Source organism: Phaeobacter sp. B1627, assembly GCF_006265095.1.
In the GTDB taxonomy this organism is placed as follows: domain Bacteria; phylum Pseudomonadota; class Alphaproteobacteria; order Rhodobacterales; family Rhodobacteraceae; genus Epibacterium.
Genome location: NZ_VCNK01000023.1, coordinates 25378 through 44919 on the forward strand (window position 1 = coordinate 25378; position 19542 = coordinate 44919).

At 57.8% G+C, this 19542-nt stretch carries 15 protein-coding genes; 7 read left to right on the forward strand and 8 right to left on the reverse strand.

Translation table 11 applies throughout. From position 1 onward, the window contains the following. The first annotated feature begins 136 nt into the window (after positions 1-136). Together FGE21_RS13435 and FGE21_RS13440 are read left to right on the forward strand one after the other, a co-directional pair. Positions 137-1945 carry an extracellular solute-binding protein gene (locus FGE21_RS13435; RefSeq protein ID WP_139663815.1) on the forward strand — a complete coding sequence of 603 codons (1809 nt, stop codon included), beginning with the start codon at positions 137-139 and terminating at the stop codon, positions 1943-1945. Between the two features lie 285 nt (positions 1946-2230). After that, positions 2231-2446, forward strand: coding sequence for a hypothetical protein (locus FGE21_RS13440; protein ID WP_139663816.1), 216 nt, complete (start codon positions 2231-2233; stop codon positions 2444-2446). A 36-nt stretch (positions 2447-2482) separates the two neighbouring features. On the opposite strand, the gene FGE21_RS13445 is transcribed toward FGE21_RS13440, so the two are convergent. After that, the gene (locus FGE21_RS13445; RefSeq protein WP_139663817.1) at positions 2483-3106 is read right to left on the reverse strand and encodes a helix-turn-helix domain-containing protein; all 624 of its coding nucleotides are present in this window, start codon (positions 3104-3106) and stop codon (positions 2483-2485) included. Positions 3107-3292: 186 nt separating this feature from the next. Between FGE21_RS13445 and FGE21_RS13450 the strand changes: the two genes are divergently transcribed. Both FGE21_RS13450 and FGE21_RS13455 read left to right on the forward strand, forming a co-directional pair. Beyond that, on the forward strand, positions 3293-3994 hold the full coding sequence (locus tag FGE21_RS13450; protein WP_139663818.1) for a DsbA family oxidoreductase: 702 nt from the start codon (positions 3293-3295) through the stop codon (positions 3992-3994). A 190-nt stretch (positions 3995-4184) separates the two neighbouring features. Next, complete coding sequence (locus FGE21_RS13455) at positions 4185-5408, forward strand: multidrug effflux MFS transporter (protein ID WP_139663819.1); 1224 nt, start codon at positions 4185-4187, stop codon at positions 5406-5408. A gap of 65 nt (positions 5409-5473) precedes the next feature. Here FGE21_RS13455 and mfd read toward each other — a convergent pair whose 3' ends face one another. Together mfd and FGE21_RS13465 are read right to left on the reverse strand one after the other, a co-directional pair. Beyond that, the gene (gene mfd, locus FGE21_RS13460) at positions 5474-8938 is read right to left on the reverse strand and encodes a transcription-repair coupling factor (RefSeq protein WP_139663820.1); all 3465 of its coding nucleotides are present in this window, start codon (positions 8936-8938) and stop codon (positions 5474-5476) included. 34 nt (positions 8939-8972) lie between these two features. Further along, a complete protein-coding gene (locus FGE21_RS13465; protein WP_139663821.1) occupies positions 8973-9497 on the reverse strand; it encodes a component of SufBCD complex in 525 nt (174 codons plus the stop codon). A 180-nt stretch (positions 9498-9677) separates the two neighbouring features. Here FGE21_RS13465 and hemB point away from each other — a divergent pair, with 180 nt between their 5' ends. Continuing rightward, positions 9678-10676: a porphobilinogen synthase gene (gene hemB / locus FGE21_RS13470; RefSeq protein ID WP_139663822.1), complete on the forward strand. Its 999-nt coding sequence runs from the start codon at positions 9678-9680 to the stop codon at positions 10674-10676. Positions 10677-10827: 151 nt separating this feature from the next. Then, a complete protein-coding gene (locus tag FGE21_RS13475) occupies positions 10828-11400 on the forward strand; it encodes a YSC84-related protein (protein ID WP_139663823.1) in 573 nt (190 codons plus the stop codon). Between the two features lie 79 nt (positions 11401-11479). Here the strand turns inward: FGE21_RS13475 and FGE21_RS13480 are convergent, their stop codons facing one another. After that, positions 11480-12352 (reverse strand): NAD(P)-dependent oxidoreductase, encoded by an 873-nt coding sequence (locus FGE21_RS13480; protein ID WP_139663824.1) that lies wholly within the window; start codon positions 12350-12352, stop codon positions 11480-11482. Between the two features lie 114 nt (positions 12353-12466). On the opposite strand from FGE21_RS13480, the gene FGE21_RS13485 reads away from it, so the two are divergent. Then, entirely contained in the window at positions 12467-14941 is a 2475-nt protein-coding gene (locus FGE21_RS13485) for a penicillin acylase family protein (protein WP_139663825.1), read from the forward strand. Between the two features lie 11 nt (positions 14942-14952). Here the strand turns inward: FGE21_RS13485 and hflX are convergent, their stop codons facing one another. The 4 genes from hflX to trkA form a co-directional block, all read right to left on the reverse strand. After that, complete coding sequence (hflX, locus tag FGE21_RS13490; RefSeq protein ID WP_139663826.1) at positions 14953-16224, reverse strand: GTPase HflX; 1272 nt, start codon at positions 16222-16224, stop codon at positions 14953-14955. Then, the gene (gene hfq / locus FGE21_RS13495) at positions 16224-16463 is read right to left on the reverse strand and encodes an RNA chaperone Hfq (RefSeq protein ID WP_005611588.1); all 240 of its coding nucleotides are present in this window, start codon (positions 16461-16463) and stop codon (positions 16224-16226) included. The genes hflX and hfq overlap by 1 nt, the downstream gene beginning before the upstream one ends. 130 nt (positions 16464-16593) lie before the next feature. Further along, positions 16594-18132, reverse strand: a complete 1539-nt coding sequence (locus FGE21_RS13500; RefSeq protein WP_139663827.1) for a TrkH family potassium uptake protein — start codon at positions 18130-18132, stop codon at positions 16594-16596. A gap of 1 nt (position 18133) precedes the next feature. Further along, on the reverse strand, positions 18134-19510 hold the full coding sequence (trkA, locus tag FGE21_RS13505) for a Trk system potassium transporter TrkA (protein ID WP_139663828.1): 1377 nt from the start codon (positions 19508-19510) through the stop codon (positions 18134-18136). Between the last annotated feature and the right edge of the window lie 32 nt (positions 19511-19542).

Here is a 19542-nt window from a genome sequence, read left to right on the forward strand (position 1 = left end):
GCAAGAAACCTATCGAGCAGTGACTCCGTTATAAGCAATTTACGGCCTCTCTCCAAGCTAAAAGTTTGAATTGTCTGTTCCACACGGATAGCGTCAGGGCTTATGAAAATAAGGGCAGCGCAGGATTGTTCTCAAAATGAGACCATTATTTTTCTCTCGTCTCCGGTCAGCGGCATGTGGAATCACCCTTCTTGCAGGTGCGAGTCTCGCGACTGCAGAATCGTCCCATGGCATAGCTATGTATGGCGCACCCGCGCTCCCACAGGATTTCGTGTCCCTCCCCTACGTCAACCCCGATGCCCCCAAAGGTGGGCAGGTGGTGTTTGGCAATCTGGGCAGCTTTGACACCCTCAACCCCTTTACGCAGAAAGGCACCCCTCCTTGGCAGCTGCGGTTCTGGGCCTACGAGAGCCTGATGGGGCGGTCATATGACGAGCCTTTCTCCCTTTACGGGCTGCTCGCCGAATCGATCGAGACCCCGGATGACCGATCATGGGTGGAATTCAGTCTCCGAACTGAGGCCCGATTCTCTGATGGGAGCCCGGTTACAGTAGAGGATGTCATCTGGTCCTATGAGACGCTCGGCTCCGAGGGCAACCTGCGCTACCGCAGCTTTTGGAACAAGATCGAGCGGATTGAACAGACCGGGCCGCGCCGCGTGCGCATGACCTTCAACACGGAGGATCGGGAGCTGGCATTGATCGCCGGATTGCGCCCGATCCTGAAGAAACAGCAATGGGACACGGACCCGGACAATGCGCCGGTCGGAACCGCCCCCTATGTGGTCAGCGACTTCGAGCTGGGTCGCTCGGTCACATTGTCACGAAATCCCGACTATTGGGGGCGTGACTTGCCACTGCGCAAAGGCACCAACAATTTCGATAAATTGCGTCTGGAATACTTCGGGGACCAGACGGTTCTGTTCGAAGCGTTCAAAGCCGGAGACCTGTCCGCCGTGCGTGAATTCAACGCTGCCAAATGGGATAGCGATTACGATTTTGCACGTGTGCAAAACGCTGCGGTCATCAAGACTGAAATTCCAAATCAAACTCCGTCAGGGATGACCGGCTTGGTCATGAACACCAGGCGCCCGCCCCTGAACGACTGGCGTGTCCGTCAGGCGTTGATTGAGGCGTTTAACTTTGAATTCATCAACGACACGCTGACTGGCGGCCGATTGCCCCGGATCACCTCGTATTTCTCCAATTCCTACCTCGCCATGAACGACGGCCCCGCCACCGGGCGGGTTGCAGAGCTTCTGGAGCCGTTCCGGGACACGCTTCTGCCCGGCGCCCTGGAGGGCTATACCCTCCCCGTCAGCGATGGGACTGAGCGCAATCGGGCCAATCTTCGCACAGCCCGGAAACTGCTCTCTGATGCCGGATGGACCATCCAGGACGGAGTTCTGCAGAATGCCGAGGGACAGGCCCTGGAATTGCAGGTCCTCCTTCAACACGGAAACCTCGGCGAAGAAGAGATGCAGAAAGCCGTCGACATCTACGCCACGTCGCTGGAACGCCTCGGCATCAAACTGACCACGGATCTGGTCGATGGGGCGCAATATGTTGAACGTCAGAACGTCTACGATTTCGACCTGACGTTCTTTCGGCGCGCCCTCTCCCTCAGCCCCGGAAACGAGCAGATGCTGTATTGGGGCGCCTCAGGTGCCGACATGCCCGGATCGCGAAACCTGATGGGTATGAACAGTCCCGCAGCGGAAGCGATGATACTCCACATGCTGAAGACGTCCTCTTCGGAGGAGTTCATCGCAGCTGCGCAGGCGCTGGACCGGGCGCTGACGTCTGGGCGCTATGTGATTCCGATCTGGCAGTACGCCAAGAGCCGTATCGCGCATGATGCGACCATGCGATTCGCGCCCCGGGTTCCGATATACGGCGATGGCATCCACTACATGCCAGAGGTCTGGTGGAGTTCAGGCGAATGAAGACGGATTGCCCCTATCATAAAATGGCCGTGTCTGCACAGGAATATCGTGTCACAGCAAGGCCCCGGCACGGTGAAGTTGTTCTACTAACCCTATGGCAAACAAGAATTTCAGAGCTAGCGCCGTCTCTCTGAGCATATTGACGCTGCAGCATCTTCGGATCTGGTCGGCAAGAGGCATCCGATCGGGCATTGCAATTATGTCAAGAAACGCTGACAGTTTTGGCGTTTCTTGCTACATTGCACTTCAATAGTTCGGATTGTATCTCACTGAGTGAGGATCTCGATGCAGAATTCGCCCGAATTTGACCTGACGACGAGCCTGCCCCGGCTTCGGCAGCGCTTCCCCGGTATCGTGGTCGATAAGAATCTATGTCCCGTGTCGCAGCGCGATGCCTTCATCGCAGCCTTGGCAAGAGCTCAGGGCATCTCCCTGACCGAAGCCGGTGAAGAAATGCGCGATTTCCTCTATATGGAAAGTCTGCGCGCTGAAATTGCGTAGCACATCGATCCGGAAAATCTAATTTGCGGCAAGTCCTTACACGAGAGACGTGACCCATAGAATGGTCGCATCGTCAGGACTGCAGGACACTACGTTATGGCCCATCGCGCCGTCATAATAGGCACTGTCTCCGCGCCGCATCTCAACGGGTTCGTAGAATTCAGTATAGAGCCTGACGACACCAGTCAGAACATATAGAAACTCTTCCCCATCGTGACGCACCCAGCCGTCAAATTCGTCAAGCGCACGCGCCCGAACGCGCGCTCGGTACGGCAACATGTTTTTGCGGGTCAGCCCATCGGCGAGCAGTTCGTGTTCATAGGTTGCCGTGGCATGGGCGGACCCTTCGCCAAATTTGGTCACGATCATGCGACCGTTGACTTGCTCACGCTGCGGCGGGGTGAACAGTTGCGGCACCGATATCTGCAGGCCAACCGCGAGCTTCTTCAACGCTTCATAGGTGGGCGACATCTGGCCGTTCTCAATTTTCGACAGCGTCGACCGGGCCAGTCCCGCCTGATTGGCCGCATGCTCCAGCGTCCAGTCACGCTGTTTGCGCAAATCCCGCACCCTGGCACCGAGGTCCAAAGGTTCCGGCGTGCGCTCCTCGCCATTGGCATGCGCAATGGAGATCAGTTTCTTCGGGTCGCGTTCTTCCATGAACGTCCTATATGTCCACATGGTCTTTCTTGCAACGCAGACTTGCCCAAATACCCGCTGCGCGGTACCTCTAATCAGGTTTCGCAAACGGTCGCGAAGACGTGACCGAAACCGGTCGGCAAGCTTTTGCACAATGTGAGTGAGACGCGTACATAGCTCACGGAAATCAAAAAGAGATAGATCGCTATGACCGAGACCCTGCCATTGGTAAAACTCGATATCCTTTCCGATCCGATCTGCCCGTGGTGCTATATCGGAAAGACGCTGCTAGATCGGGCCTTGGCCGAAGAAGGCGAACTGCCCTTCGTGGTGGAATGGCACCCATTCCAGCTCAATCCCGACATGCCTGCCGCAGGGATGGATCGGCGTACCTATCTTGAAACCAAATTTGGTGGCAAAGACAACGCGGTACGCGTCTATGCTCAGATCGCGGAGCATGCGGAAAAATCCGGCGTTCCAATCGATTTCGAAGCCATGAAGCGGACCCCAAACACCACAGATGCCCATCGCCTCATTCACTGGGCCGGACTGGAAGCGAAACAATCGCCGGTGGTGGATGCGCTGTTTCAGGCCTATTTTGTCGAGGGAAAGGATATCGGCGACCACAGCGTGCTTGCCGATGTCGCGGACAAGGCCGGCATGGATCGAGCGGTTATCGAAAGGCTCCTCAGCGGCGACAGCGATCGGCAGGATATTCAGGACCGGGATGCCCATTCCCGCAAGATGGGCGTGACGTCTGTTCCGACCTTCATTGTCGCCAACCAGCATGTCATTCCCGGTGCCCAACCGCCCGAGCTATGGGCTCAGATCATAGCTGATATTCGTTCACAGCTCCGATCCGACCAAAGCGCCAATGAGGATGCCGAAGATACGCGCCTAACACATTAAAATAATGTACATATTTAGATGTCGCCCAATGAAGTGGCGACATCTTGTCCAGGCCTGCACATAGGTATGTGCGCTCGTTTAACATTTGAAGCACTTTTCGGATTTCGAATTTCATGTTAGCGCCGTCGGGCCGGTGGCCGAACCCGGAGCGATGTCCGCCCCCGTTCAAGTCGCCGGGAGAGGTTTACACATGATAGAACAACGCAAATCGGCGCTGTCGCAGGGTGAATTCATCGCAATGATCGCGATGATGTTTGCCACAATCGCATTTTCCATCGATGCGATGTTGCCAGCCCTTCCGGAAATCGGCGCAACTCTTAGTCCGAATGATATAAACAGCGCCCAACTCATCGTCACATCCTTTGTCGTTGGCATGGGGGTCGGTACCTTCTTTACCGGACCGCTGTCCGACGCGTTTGGACGCAAACCAGTGATCTTCGTCGGCTCGGCGCTGTATTGTCTTGGCGCTCTGGCAAGCTACTTTAGCCAATCCCTGGAAACCATTCTTATTTCACGTGTTTTGATGGGATTGGGTGCGGCGGCTCCGCGTGTCGTGGCGATTGCTATTGTGCGTGACCTCTATGTTGGACGCGATATGGCGCGCATCATGTCGTTGGCGATGATGATCTTTACCCTCGTACCTGCCTTCGCGCCGCTGCTCGGAACTGGCATCATCGCTCTGTCAGACTGGCGCGGGATCTTCGCCGCATTCGCCCTGTTCTCACTTATCACCGTTCTATGGATGGCGCTCCGTCTGGATGAACCTCTGAAACCGGAAAACCGTCGGCCGTTCCGCTTACCGACGTTGCTTTCGGCCCTCAGCGAAATGATCCACCACCCAACGGTTCGCCTTTCGATTTTGGCCCAGACCTTCTGCATGGCAATGCTGTTCACCATGATCGTTATGGTGCAACCCGTGTACGACGTGGTTTTCGACCGTGCCGAGACCTTCCCCGTGTGGTTTATGGCCGTCGCGCTGCTGGCGGGATCCGCAAGTTTTCTAAACGCCTCCCTCGTGGGTCGTGTTGGGATGCGCCGCATGGTCACATGGGCACTTGGGATTCAGATTCTGGTCAGTGTAGTGATGTTCCTCACAACCTTCATCAACCTGAGTGAACCCGCTGATTTCTATATCTTTGTTGCATGGCAAACGAGTGTGTTCTTCATGGTCGGCCTGACCCTTGGCAACCTGAACGCCATCGCGATGGAGCCGATGGGACATATCGCCGGCATGGCAGCGTCTGTAATGGGCGCCATCTCTACCGTGGCGGCCGCATTCATTGCTGCCCCCGTCGGCCTGTTGTTCGATGGAACCATTCTGCCAATGGTTGGCGGCGTTCTGTGCACCGCGATCCTTGCCTTTTTAACGATGCTACGGATGGCCAGGGTCGAGGAAATGACCGCAGTTGTGTAGAGATCACGCCATAACGCACTGAAAATATGAGCCACTCGCGGATACCGTGAGTGGCTCATGTCTTGTCAACGACCGCTGTGATCCTTCTTTTTCTTTTTCGCGGCAACGACTTTTTCCGCCAGATCCCGGGCGATGGCAAAGGCGCCTTTGATCTTGTCGCTGTCCTTTTTCCAATCCCGCCGCACGACAATCTTATTGTCCTTCACCTTGGCGAGGCCATCCTGCGCCTGAATGAACTCCACGAGGCCTTGCGGGGAGGCAAACTTGTCATTGTGGAACTGAATGGTTGCGCCCTTCGGGCCACCGTCCAATTTGGCAATTCCAGCTTTCTTGCACATCGCCTTGATCCGAACAACGAGCATCAAGGTATTGACCTCCCTCGGCAAAGTTCCAAAACGATCGATCAATTCGGCCGCGAAGCCTTCCATCTCAACCTTGGAGGCGAGGGACGACAACCGGCGATAGAGACCCAGGCGTACGTCGAGATCCGGCACGTAGGTCTCCGGGATAAGAACCGGCACGCCCAAATTGATCTGCGGCGCCCATTGGTCGTCATGCTCAATCAGGCCCTCAACCTCACCGGACTTGATCTTTGCGATCGCCTCTTCCAGCATGGATTGATACAGCTCATAGCCGACATCGCGCATCTGGCCGGACTGTTCTTCGCCCAGAAGATTGCCTGCGCCCCTGATATCAAGGTCTTGCGAGGCGAGTGTAAAGCCCGCGCCGAGGGTGTCGAGCGAGCCAAGCACCCGCAATCTCTTCTCGGCGGTGTCGGTCAGACGCTGACGTGGCTTGGTGGTCAGATAGGCATAGGCCCGGGTCTTGGATCGTCCCACGCGCCCGCGGATCTGATAGAGCTGAGCCAGGCCGAACATATCGGCGCGATGCACAACCATGGTGTTCGCGGTCGGAATATCGAGGCCGGATTCAACGATCGTGGTCGCCAGGAGGATATCGTATTTGCCGTCGTAAAAGGCATTCATCCGGTCATCGAGCTCACCCGCGGCCATTTGGCCATGAGCTATCACATATGTCAGCTCCGGCAGCTGCTCTTTGAGGAACCCCTCAATTTCGGGAAGATCAGAGATCCGCGGCACCACATAAAAGCTCTGTCCGCCCCGGTAGTGCTCGCGCAGCAAGGCCTCCCGAATGGTGACTGCGTCGAATTCTGTGACATAGGTGCGGATTGCCAGGCGGTCCACTGGCGGAGTGCCAATAATCGAAAGATCCCGGACCCCTGTGAGACTAAGTTGAAGCGTCCGAGGGATCGGCGTTGCGGTCAGCGTCAAGACATGAATGTCGGACCGGAGCTGCTTCAGACGTTCCTTATGCGAGACGCCGAAATGCTGTTCCTCATCAATGATCAATAGCCCGAGTGATTTGAACCGGATGTTCTTTGCCAGAAGCGCATGAGTCCCGACAACGATGTCGACGGTTCCCTTGGCCAGGCCCTCGCGTGTTTTACTGGCTTCTTTTGGTGAAACAAACCTGGACAGCTGCCTGACTTCCAGAGGAAACCCTCGGAAACGGTCTTTAAAGCCAGCCGCGTGCTGCCGCGCCAGCAAGGTCGTCGGCGCGACAATAGCAACCTGCAGTCCGGACATCGCCGCCACAAAGGCTGCGCGCATCGCAACCTCGGTTTTTCCAAACCCCACATCGCCACAAATCAGCCGGTCCATCGGCTGCCCCGAGTTCAGGTCCGCCATCACGTCTTCAATCGCGCGCAGCTGATCGTCCGTCTCCTGATAGGGGAAGCGCGCGGAGAATTCCTCCCAGGCATGCGCGGGCGGATCTATTGCCGGCGCCTTGCGCAGGGCCCGCTCTGCTGCAATACGGATCAGCCGGTCTGCCATTTCGCGAATGCGCTCTTTCAGGCGCGCTTTCTTGGCCTGCCAGGCTCCACCGCCCAGCCTGTCCAGCAAGCCCTCATCGTGGCCGTATTTGGACAGCAATTCGATATTTTCCACCGGCAAATACAATTTTGCCTGCTCGGCATATTCCAACAACAGGCATTCATGCGCAGCGCCCGCCGCCGTGACCACCTCAAGCCCGACATAGCGACCAATACCGTGATCCACGTGAACCACCAGATTTCCAGCGCTCAGAGATTGAGCTTCGGTCAGGAAGTTCTCGGCTTTCCTACGTTTTTTGGGCGACCGTATCAGGCGATCCCCCAACACGTCCTGCTCGGAAATAACGGTCATGTCCGGCGCTTCGAAACCGTGCTCCAATGCCCAGACCGCCAAATGTAGTCCCGACCGTCCGACGCGCGTCACATCAGCAACGGGGATCGCTTCTGCCAGCCCCTCGTCTTCAATCAACCCCGTCAACCGCTCCCGGGCGCCCTCGGAATAGGACGCCACGAGAACCGGGCCCTTCTCCATACGGGATTTAATATGATCGACCAACGCGCCGAAAAGGCTGACACTTTCCAGTTGTCGTTCAGGAGAAAAATTGCGCCCGATCCGCCCGCCTGCATCAACAACACCGGGCCCGGAGGCCTGTGGCAGCGGATGGAACTGCAATGTGCGGTGCGGCTTGATCCGATCCGTCCATGCCGCATCATCGAGGTACAAACGTTGTGGCGGGGTCGGCTTATAGACCGTATCCATTCGCCCCTTGGCACTCATGGCGATCTTGCGGGTTTCATATTGGTCAGCGATGCTGTCCCAGCGTGCGATCCGGGCCGGCGTGAGCTGATCATCCAACGTCACCGCGGCGGTCGGCATATAGTCAAATAGCGTCTCCAGCTGCTCGTGGAAAAACGGCAACCAATGCTCCATGCCCTGATGCTTGCGCCCCGCACTCACTGCTTCATAGAGCGGATCGTCATTTCCAGCCGCGCCAAATTCAATCCGGTAGTTCTGCCGGAACCGGGTGATCGCGGCTTCGTCCAGAATGACCTCTGACACCGGCGCAAGCTCGATCAGTTCCAGCTTTTCGGTCGTGCGCTGGGTCGAGGGATCAAACCGGCGCGCCCCGTCAAGAACATCGCCGAACAGATCCAATCGGACGGGACCACTCTCGCCCGGTGGAAAGATGTCGATGATGCCTCCGCGCACCGCATAATCGCCGGGCTCCATCACTGTCGGGCTTTGCGAAAAGCCCATTCGAACCAAGAACTTGCGAAGCGCTTCTTCATTGATCCTGGAATTCACCCGTGCTGTGAAGGCTGCTTCTTTCAGGACCTCTCGCGCCGGCACGCGCTGCATAGCGGCATTGAGGGTCGTGAGGAGAACAAACTGCTGCGGCATTCCGTGCACCAAACCGGCAAGCGTCGCCATCCGCGCCGCGGAAATATCCGCATTCGGCGACACCCGGTCATAGGGCAAGCAGTCCCAGCCGGGAAAAATGACGACGGGCACCGATGGCGCAAAGAACCGCAGCGCGGCGCGCATGGCCTCCATACGTTTGTCATCGCGCGCGATATGCAGGACGGGCGCGTTGCTCCGATCCAGCTCACGCAAGATCAGGCGTGCATCATACCCTTCTGGTGCGCCCCCCATGACAACGGACTGCTGAGCCATCTGGCCTTCCCCTCGTTCGTTTTCGCCCTTCGTCTCAGCCCAGAACGCCGATCGAAAGATTTTGGTACATACCCCAAATGGCGGTTACAAATATGGATACGATTCCAACAAGTTGGATGTAGAACCTCGTGCGGACCAAGCGGCGACGCAAGTCTTCGTTTCCATGCGGCCGTGCCTGCATTGCTCTTGCGGCGGACAGGTTGATCAATCCCACGATATTCATAGGCAACAGCATCAGGACCACAGCCTGCGCAAATTCTACGCCATGAACAAAGCCCAGCAGGATCAGCGACGTGAGCAGAAAGAACATCAGCGCCACAAGGAATAAACCCGCGACATCAGATATATACAGAATGCGGTTGATTTGAATTCTCACAGCATCCTGCAGGTCCTCGGCCGCTTGACCTCCCACCCTGGAGGCTCTGCCCACCATATCAAACGGCACCCCAAGCACCCAATGGCTGGCCGAGGACCACAGGACCGCCAGCGCGATCCAGTACCACAGGTTTGAAAAGGACCGAAGATCGATCAATTCAACGATTATACTAAACAGATCCAAGGTCGGCCCATTCCTCGACAAGTGATCCCGATACACCGCCTCTGCGGGATTTAGAGCCCTGTATCCATTGCCACGCGGCGCGACACAAGGCCCCCTGCGTCATAAATGCGCTGTCGGGGCACTTGTGAAACACCGCAGTTCCATGTCACCCATAGTCATCGGAATAATGCAGAGATCACGATGACCTCCACACTCGCCCCTTTTCCCGCCGCACGTCCGCGCCGGTTGCGCAGTTCAGCCGCCATTCGCAATCTGACGCGCGAGACCGAGCTCTCCGTCAACGATCTGATCTGGCCGGTCTTCGTGCGCGACGGTGAAGGGCTGGAAGAGCCGGTACCGTCCATGCCCGGCGTCCTGCGTCGCTCCGTCGATCGGGTGGTCCAGGCAGCAACAGAAGCCTATGCGCTCGGTATCCCTGCAATCTGCCTGTTTCCCTACACGGACCCCTCTCTGAAGACCGAAGACTGCGCTGAAGCTTGGAACCCTGACAATCTGTGCAACCGCGCCATCCGAGGGATCAAGGCAGCGGTGCCCGACCTTGCGATCATGACCGATGTCGCGCTGGACCCCTACAATATAAACGGCCACGATGGCTTTGTTATTGATGGGGAAATCAGGAATGACGAAACCGTTGATGCGCTGGTGAAAATGACGCTTGCCCAAGCCGAAGCCGGGGCAGATATCATCGGCCCTTCGGATATGATGGACGGACGTGTCGGAGCAATGCGCAGCGCACTGGAGGGCCGGGGCTTTCACAACGTGAAGATCCTGTCCTATTCCGCCAAATACGCTTCGGGTTTCTATGGTCCGTTCCGTGATGCGGTTGGCGCGTCCGGAGCGTTGAAGGGGGATAAGAAGACCTACCAGATGGACCCGGGAAACTCTGACGAGGCCTTGCGCATGATCGCACGCGATCTGCGGGAGGGCGCCGATATGGTGATGGTCAAACCCGGGCTCGCCTATCTGGACATCTGCCACCAGGTCAAACGCGAGTACCGCGTGCCGACGTTTGCCTATCAGGTCTCCGGCGAATACGCGATGATCCAGGCTGCGGCGCAGAACGGCTGGATCAATGGCGAACAGGTCATGCTCGAAAGCCTGATGGCTTTTCGCCGCGCCGGATGTGACGGGGTTCTGACGTATTTTGCCCCGCAGGTCGCGCGCCTTCTGAACGGATGACCGTGAGGGGTGACCTTGACGCACACGGCACCAGAACGGCGAGATGCCGCCCAATGGGCCACAGATCAAGATGACACCCTGCTCATTTCCGCCTATAGTGCATCTTAACAAGGTGCATTAAGCGCCGTAACAAATTTCAGGTTCTCACAAAATGAGCGCAGATAACTCCCGGATCACCCGTCGTACCTTTGTCGCAACGAGCCTCGCCATGCTGGCTGTCACAGCCGCCTGTGGCAACGGCATCGGCAACAGCAACGACGTCAAAATCGACGCCCGCGTCGATGCGACGTTGAACCAGATGTACAATACCTACCCCGGAACACGGGATCTGGCTGCCAAGGCCTCGGGGATGCTGGTTATCCCGCTGGTAACCGAAGCCGGGTTTATTCTCGGCGGAGCCTATGGCCGGGGGGCGCTTCGGATCAACGGCGCCACTGTCGATTATTATTCCTCCGTCAAGGGCAATGCCGGGCTGCAAATCGGGGCCCAGCAATACGCCCATGTTCTGTTCTTCATGACGGATGAGGCGATGGCCCGCTTCCGCAGGTCCTCCGGATGGACTGCTGGTGCGGATCTGGAATATGTGGTTCGCGACGAGGGCAACGCACTTACGGCCGATACCAACACGCTGACCGCGCCGGTCATTGCCGCCGTGTTTGGCCAGGCGGGACTCCGGGTCGGGGCAACCCTTGAGGGGGCAAAATACACCCGCATCATCCCCTGATCCAATTTAGACATTTCAGGTCAATATGATAAAAGCCTCCCCTCATGTGGGAGGCTTTGTTATTTTATCCCTCGGGACGTCAGCCCATGGAACGCAATCGTTTGATCAGAGCAGACGTATCCCAGCGGCCGCCACCCAGCTTTTGTACGTCTTTGTAGAATTGATCGACCAGTGCAGTGAGCGGCAGGCTCGCTTCGATATCATCTGCGGTATCCAGACAAATGCCCAGATCCTTGCGCATCCAGTCGACGGCAAACCCGTGTTCAAAATGGTCATCCAACATGGTCTGATAGCGATTGGACATCTGCCAGCTGCCTGCGGCGCCCTGGCTGATCACCTCGACGACCGAACGCCCGTCCAACCCGGCCTTTTCCGCGAAATGCAGCGCCTCACTCAGCCCCTGAACAACGCCTGCGATGGCAATCTGGTTGCACATCTTGGTCATCTGGCCGGCACCGCTTTCGCCAATACGCCGACAAATCCGCGAATAGGCCTCCATGATGGGAACAGCCGCATCGAAAACCTCCGAGTCGCCACCACACATGATGGATAGCACACCATTCTCGGCTCCGGCCTGCCCGCCTGAAATCGGCGCATCAACAAAGCCGATATTCTGTTCCTTTGCGGCAAGATACAGCTCTTTGGTAACCTTGGCGGACACCGTCGTGTGATCGACAAAGGTGGCCCCTGCGGACATGCCGACAAAAGCCCCGTCGGAGCCGAGACACACAGACCTGAGATCGTCGTCATTTCCAACGCAGGACATCACAAAGTCGGCACCATTGGCCGCCTCTTTCGGTGTTGTCGCCAAAGATCCGCCATGCTCGGCGACCCAGGCCTCTGCCTTTGCGGTCGTGCGGTTGTAAACCGTGACGCTGTGACCTGCTTTTTGCAGATGTGCTGCCATCGGATAGCCCATCACACCTAGCCCCAGGAACGCAACGTTTGTCATGTCCTTTCCCCCTCTTCTGTCTTCGCATATGTTGGCGACAACCCTACCAGCCGCTCGCCCAAGCGCAATGCGACTCGGCAACAAATAATGAAATTCCAAGGGAATAGACAAAGAATGGCACGCCTTTTTCAATGGCTCCTATGGCTGACCGCCAGTTCGATTCTGCTTGGCCTGACAGGCGCGGTTCTGGCCTATTTCCTCGCCTCTCAATCCTTGCCCGAATACGATAAGGAGATTGCCCTGCCCGGGCCCACGGCTCCGGTCGAAATTGTGCGGGATCATGCCAACGTCCCGCATATCTTTGGCAGTTTCGGCGCCTCGGACGAAGATGTATTCTTTGGCCTTGGCTATGCGCATGCGCAGGATCGCCTGTGGCAAATGGCGGTGATGCGCCGCACGGCCCAGGGACGGCTGTCGGAGGTTTTTGGCCCGCGTACGGTGAAGACGGACAGCTTTCTGCGCCGCCTGGATATCTATCGCCTGGCGCGGAGTTCCGTTGCTGCGCAAAGCCCCGAAACGCTGCGCTCCCTGGAGGCCTATTCCGCCGGGGTCAATGCCCGCATACAGGAGATCAATGAACGCGCTCTGGGGCGCGGCGCTCCTGAAATGTTTTTGTTCAACATGCCACTTGCCCCGTGGCAACCTGCCGACAGCATCGCATTGATGAAACTGATGGCTCTGCAGCTATCTTCGCATATGCAGGAGGAAATTCTCCGCGCGCAGACCTCCATTGCGCTTGATGATGCTGCCCGCCTCAAGGACATCCTGCCCGATGCGCCGGGGGCCGGCACCGCGACCCTTCCCGAATACACCAGCCTGTTCCCGAGCTTGCGCAACCGCCCGCAATCGCGTTCGGATATCGCCGCGCTTATGCCCGTGGCGCCGCGCGATCTGGGGGGGGCGTCGAATGCCTGGGCCGCGGCTCCCACCCGATCAGCAGCCGGAGGCACGTTGCTTGCCAATGATCCGCATCTGAAACTGACCGCGCCGGGGGCGTGGTATCTGGCGCGATTGGAGCTCGGAACCGGCGGCGTGATCGGCGGAACAATCCCAGGGATCCCGGCGGTTCTGACAGGGCGATCCCAACAGATGGGCTGGGGGCTGACGTCGTCCTATCTCGATGACCAAGACCTATTTATCGAGAAAATCAACCCCGACAACCCACAGGAATACCTCAGCCCGACCGGCTACAAAAGCTTCATCTCCCGCCCGTCGATCGTTCAGATCAAGGGAAATGAACCGCTTACACTGACGCTGCGCTGGACAGAAAACGGCCCCGTCCTGCCCGGTTCTCTGTTCAACCTCGCCTCGATTACGCCGCCCGGTCATGTGGTTTCACTGGGTTGGACCGCGCTGTCGCCCAGCGACACTTCAATGACAGCCGCCTTGGATCTGATGCGGGCGGGCACCGTGGCAGAGGCGCTTGCCACAGGCGAGAAGTTTATCGCGCCGTCACAGAACCTTACACTCGCAGATGAAACCACCATTGCGCTCAAGACAATGGGGGCGATGCCGGATCGTGATTTGCGCAACCAAAGCCAGGGGCGGCTGCCAAATCAAGGGTGGCGGCGCGAAAACAAATGGCAGGGCCGCCTGCCCTATGCCGCCAATCCGGAGTTTCTCAGCCCCCGTGGCGGCATTGTCGGCAATACAAACAACAAGCTCCTCGACCGGCCGTTTCCAAATCATGTTTCCTTTGAATGGGGCGACACCCAACGGATCAATCGGTGGCGGCGCCTGATGCAATCGCGCGAGGTTCACACCCGGGACAGTTTCATCGAGGCCCAGCTCGACACCGTCTCCTTCAGCGCACGCACCTTGTTGCCCTTGATCGGAGCGGATCTGTGGTTCACGGGCGAAGCCGCAGCAGAGGGTACTCCGGCACGCCAGCGTCAAATTGCGTTGTCGCTTCTGGCGGAATGGAATGGCGAGATGAATGAACATCTCCCCGAACCACTCATCTATGCCAGCTGGGTCCGATCGTTGCAAAAGCGCCTTATCGAGGATGACCTCGGCCCGCTTTCGGATGCGTTTTCTCGGGTAAACCCCCTGTTTCTGGAACGTGTGTTCCGCAATGTCGACGGAGCGTCAGCGTGGTGTGATATAAGGCGCAGTGCGCCGACCGAGACCTGCACCGATATGGCGCGCCTCGCTTTGGACGATGCTCTGGTCGAAATTCACGAGAAATACGGCAACGCGCTGGAAGCCTTGCGCTGGGGCGACGCACATCAAGCGACGCACGACCACGAGGTGCTGGGCGAGGTTCCGCTGCTGCGCTATTTTGTGAACATCCGCCAATCCACCAGCGGCGGAGACAACACCCTGCAACGCGGACGCACCTCCGCTGAGGGAGAAAGCCCATTCAACAACGTCCATGCTGCAAGCTATCGCGGTGTCTATGATTTTGCTGATCCGGACAGCTCGGTGTTTATCATCGCAACTGGCCAATCCGGCCATTTTCTGTCACGCTATTACGATGATATGGCCCAACTCTGGCGGCGCGGAGAGTATATTCCGATGTCACTGGATGAGGAACTGGCGCGCGCTGCGGCCGTCGGCGTCACACGTATTCTGCCTCGGGAGGACTGAAACGCAGCGCCTCAAAGCGCTGCGTATTTTGCCTTCTGGGTCTCCGTCCAACGTACGGTGATTTCAAACCCGCCCTCAGTCTGCTCTTCAGACTCCACGATGTCTTCCTTGAACAGCCACGCCCGCTGCTTGCCTTGCGAAAAATCCAAGCTGAGGACTTCAAGCACCCGGACGCCTTGCAATTTTACAGCAATATCCTTGAGGAGTTCGGGAATGCCTTCGCCAGTGACGGCTGAAATTGCAAACAAGGCATCACTGCGCTCAGCACGTTGGCGACAGGCGTCCGCCTCTTCCGGCGTCAGCTGATCAATCTTGTTCCAGACTTCGATCCGCGCGCGGTCATCCCCAACTCCCAGCGATGACAGAATTTTCTCGACATCGGTAGCCTGGCTCTCACTGTCGCTGTGACTGATATCTCGCACGTGCAGAATGACATCGGCGGCCAGCACTTCTTCCAATGTCGCGCGAAAGGCCGCGACCAATTCGGTAGGCAGGTCGGAGATGAAGCCCACCGTATCGGACATGATCACTTCCGGCCCATCCGGCAATTGAACGCGTCGCATCGTAGGGTCCAACGTGGCAAACAGCATATCTTTTGCCATCACATCTGCGCCCGTCAACCGATTGAAAAGGGTTGATTTTCCGGCGTTCGTATAGCCGACAAGCGCAACAATCGGATAGGGTATCTTTGCACGAGCCGCGCGATGCAGCGTCCTCGTTTTCACCACTTTGTCCAATTGACGGCGCAGTCTCACGAGCTGATCGTCGATCGCGCGCCGGTCCGCCTCGATCTGGGTTTCACCGGGGCCGCCGACGAATCCCAAACCACCCCGCTGGCGCTCCAGATGGGTCCATGCGCGCACGAGCCGCGTACGCTGATAGCTCAAGGCAGCCATCTCGACCTGCAAAACACCCTCGCGGGTCCGCGCGCGGTCCGAGAATATCTCGAGGATCAGCCCGGTGCGGTCAAGAATTTTGACGCCCCAGGCCTTCTCCAGATTGCGTTGCTGCACCGGGCTGACCGAGCCGTCGATCAGGACCAACTCGATATCCTCGGCCTTCAGCTCCGCATTGATTTCCTCAATTTTCCCGGAGCCAAACAGCTTTCCCGCATGCGCCTTGGGCAGGCGCACGACAGCGGAGCCAATCACATCCAGATCAGGCAGGGCTTCGGCAAGACCAACAGCCTCCAACAGAGCAGGCTGGGCAGGGCGTCGCCGATTATCTGATTTGATTTCCGGATGCAGAACCCAAGCCCGGGTCCGCTTCCTGTCATGCTCCATCAATTGGAGTCTTCACCCTCATAAAGACTGATCGGCTGGGCCGGCATGATGGTGGAAATCGCATGCTTGTATACAAGCTGGGATTGACCATCGCGGCGCAACAACACGCAAAAGTTGTCAAACCAAGTAATTACACCCTGTAGCTTAACACCATTGATCAAAAAAATTGTAACCGGAACTTTGGTTTTGCGAACGTGATTCAGAAACGCGTCCTGAAGATTCTGTCTGTCCGAAGCCATTCTTATTATCTCGCCTTTGTTCTTGTCACGTGTTGCGGCCCAACACGCCCCTTCAGCAGAGTATGGACGCAGATTTCTCGGGTTTCCAGCCGAAAAACGTCACTTTTCTATATGGCTTACGCAGTTTGGCTCAGCTTCGCCAAAGATTGGGCGACAGAAGCGCGATTATCGCCAGTGTTTCCAAACGCCCCAGTACCATCGCAAAACACAAGATCAGTTTTGCCGGAGCAGCCATCAGGCTCAGCTCAATCGGAACTTGTCCTGCCGCCTCGATCAGCGGGCCCGTTGTTGACAATCCTGCAACCGCCAGAATCATGGCCTGTTCAAAGGGAATGCCAAACGCGGACAAAGCAACACAGATCACGGCGAGCGACAGCGCGAACAGCATGAAGAAGATCCATGCCACGAAGGCGCCGTTGCTCTGCAGGCGCCTGTTCCCGCGCCCTTCGCCGCTGACTGACGACGGGAGCACCAGGCGCTCCATCTCGCGCAGACCATTGAGGTAAAGCGCATAGACCCGCAGCAGTTTGACCCCGCCGGCGGTCGTGGCGACGCCGCCCCCCATGACAGCCAGCCCCAAAAGGATCATCCCCGGTGTCTCCAAGCCGGACCATTCCTGCGCACTAAGCCAATAGGCGCTTTCAAATCCGTTGGTGGTCAGGAACGATGTGACCGTGAACAGCGCGCCCCAAAATGACGCGAACGCCATTGAAATATCATCGGATGCGTTGACTTCCAGCGCCGCCATCCAATGCCGGGCGAACAACAAAAGAGGCACACCCAGAATGATCAGGAGCCCCGTGCGAAATTCCGGGTCCTTGTCCAGACGGCTGTGACCAACCGCCACCGTATCGCTGGAGAACGTGAGGCGAGATAGCGCAAACAGCAGAAACAAGAACATCACCATCTCGCCCGCAAGCCCCGCCTGGGCCGCTCCGATGCCACCGATCGGCGAGATCCCGGATGTCGCCATGATCGACATTGCATGGCAGATACCAACCAGACCGCTCTCGCCGCAGAGGACCAGCAAGACCGCCAGCGCAAGCGTCAGGCCGAGATAGACGGGCGCGAGGGTCCGCGTAACCAGGATCAGTTTCCGACGCGGATCCGGGCGTTGACTGTCACTCAGATTGGCGTCGCTGCGTCCGGGCTCCGCCCGGGCCGTGACCTCAAATCCGCCGAGGGACAGCGGAGCCAGCACTGCGGAGGCAGCGATCCACATGAACAGCCCCCCCAGCCAGGCCACTAATGCCCGCCACAGATGAACCGACAGAGGCAACCGGCCCGGCGCGTCAAACACATCCGCGCCCGTCGTCGTCAATGCGCTGACCATATCGAAATAGGCATTCAGATAGCTTGTATTCTGCAAAGCGTCCTGCAGGGGAACAGCTAGGTACAGCGGTAAAAACACAAAGGTCGCGAGCAACGTCATCAACTGCCCCGGCATGCCATAGCGCGGCACCCGGTTGGCGACAGACAGGCCGATAAAGGTCACCAAAGTGAGCCCGACAAGACCTGCGTAAAAGAAACTCTGCGATGTCTGGTGATCGTCGGCCACCACCGCATGCACCGCGGGGATCCACATGGCGATCGCAAAGACTCCCCAGATCAGCAGCACCAGCGGCAACCGCAATATACCGCGCACCTGTGAGCGAGGACGACGGGGCATTCTAGAAGTAATCGATCGAGACCTGCATCAGGCGCTCGACCTCCCGCACGTCTGCCGCCATCGCAAACAGGGCGATAGTATCCCCGGCCTCAATACGTAGCGCGCCACTTGGGCGCATGACCTCGCCATTCTTGCTCACGGCACCGACCAGCACACCCTCGGGAAAATCGATATCGCGGATGGCTTGCCCCGCCATCGGCGAGGTCGAGAGAACCTCTGTCTCGATCACTTCGGCCTCGGCATCGCCAATGGAGTAGACCTGACGAATTCGGCCATAGCGGATGTGGCGCAGAATGGAGCTTACGGTGGTGGCGCGCGGGTTGATATGCGCGTCAATCCCAAGATGCGGCAACAGCGGCAACAGGGTCGGATCATTGATCAACGCAATTGCAAAAGGGCATCCCTCGGCTTTTGCACGCACAGCGGCCAGCATGTTCGTCTTGTCGTCATCGGTGACCGCCAGCATCGCATCGGCCTTGTCGATCCCGGCTTCGATCATCAACCCGCGATCAAGTCCGTCTCCGTTCAAAACGATGGTGCGTTCCAGGGCCTCGGCGGCGCGCTCGGCGTTCTTGCGGCTCTTTTCGATCATCTTTGCCCGGGTTCTCCCGGACCGGCCCTCAAGCGCCTTGGCAACCTCCAGCCCCACGTTTCCGCCCCCGACAATCACGACACGTTCCTGGCGTTTCTCTTTTTTACCAAACACTTCCATCGTACGGTTCACGTCATCCGCATGACAGAACACATAGGCGGAATCACCGACAAACAATTGATCCCCGGGTTCGGGCGCAAAGAGCGTTCCGTCCCGACGGATACCGACCACAATCGCCCGCAACGTCGAGAACAGCTCTGTCAACTGACGCAACGGAGTATTCACCACCGGGCAATCGTCATCCACCCGAATCCCCAGAAGCTGCGCACGGCCATCCATGAACACCTCGGTATCGAATGCAGCCGGCGCCCGCAGACGTTGCATCGCCGCTGCCGCGACTTCGCGCTCCGGGCTGATGACGACATCAATCGGCAGGTGATCGCGCCGATAGAGATCAGAATAGATGGCGTTCAGATAGCTCTTTGCCCGCAGTCTCGCAATCTTGCGCTGGATCGAAAAGACGGAGTGCGCCACCTGGCAGGTGACCATGTTCACCTCGTCCGAATGGGTCGCCGCGATGATCATATCCGCGTCCCGGGCACCTGCACGATCCAACACATCAGGATATGAAGCAAACCCTGCAATCCCTTGAACATCAAGCGTATCTGTCGCCCGGCGCACCAGATCAGGATTGTTGTCCACAACAGTGACATCGTTGTGTTCTCCAGACAGATGGCGGGCGATCTGCCAGCCCACCTGCCCGGCACCACAGATAATTACCTTCATCGATCCGCTCTCCGGGCGCTGGAATGCTCTTC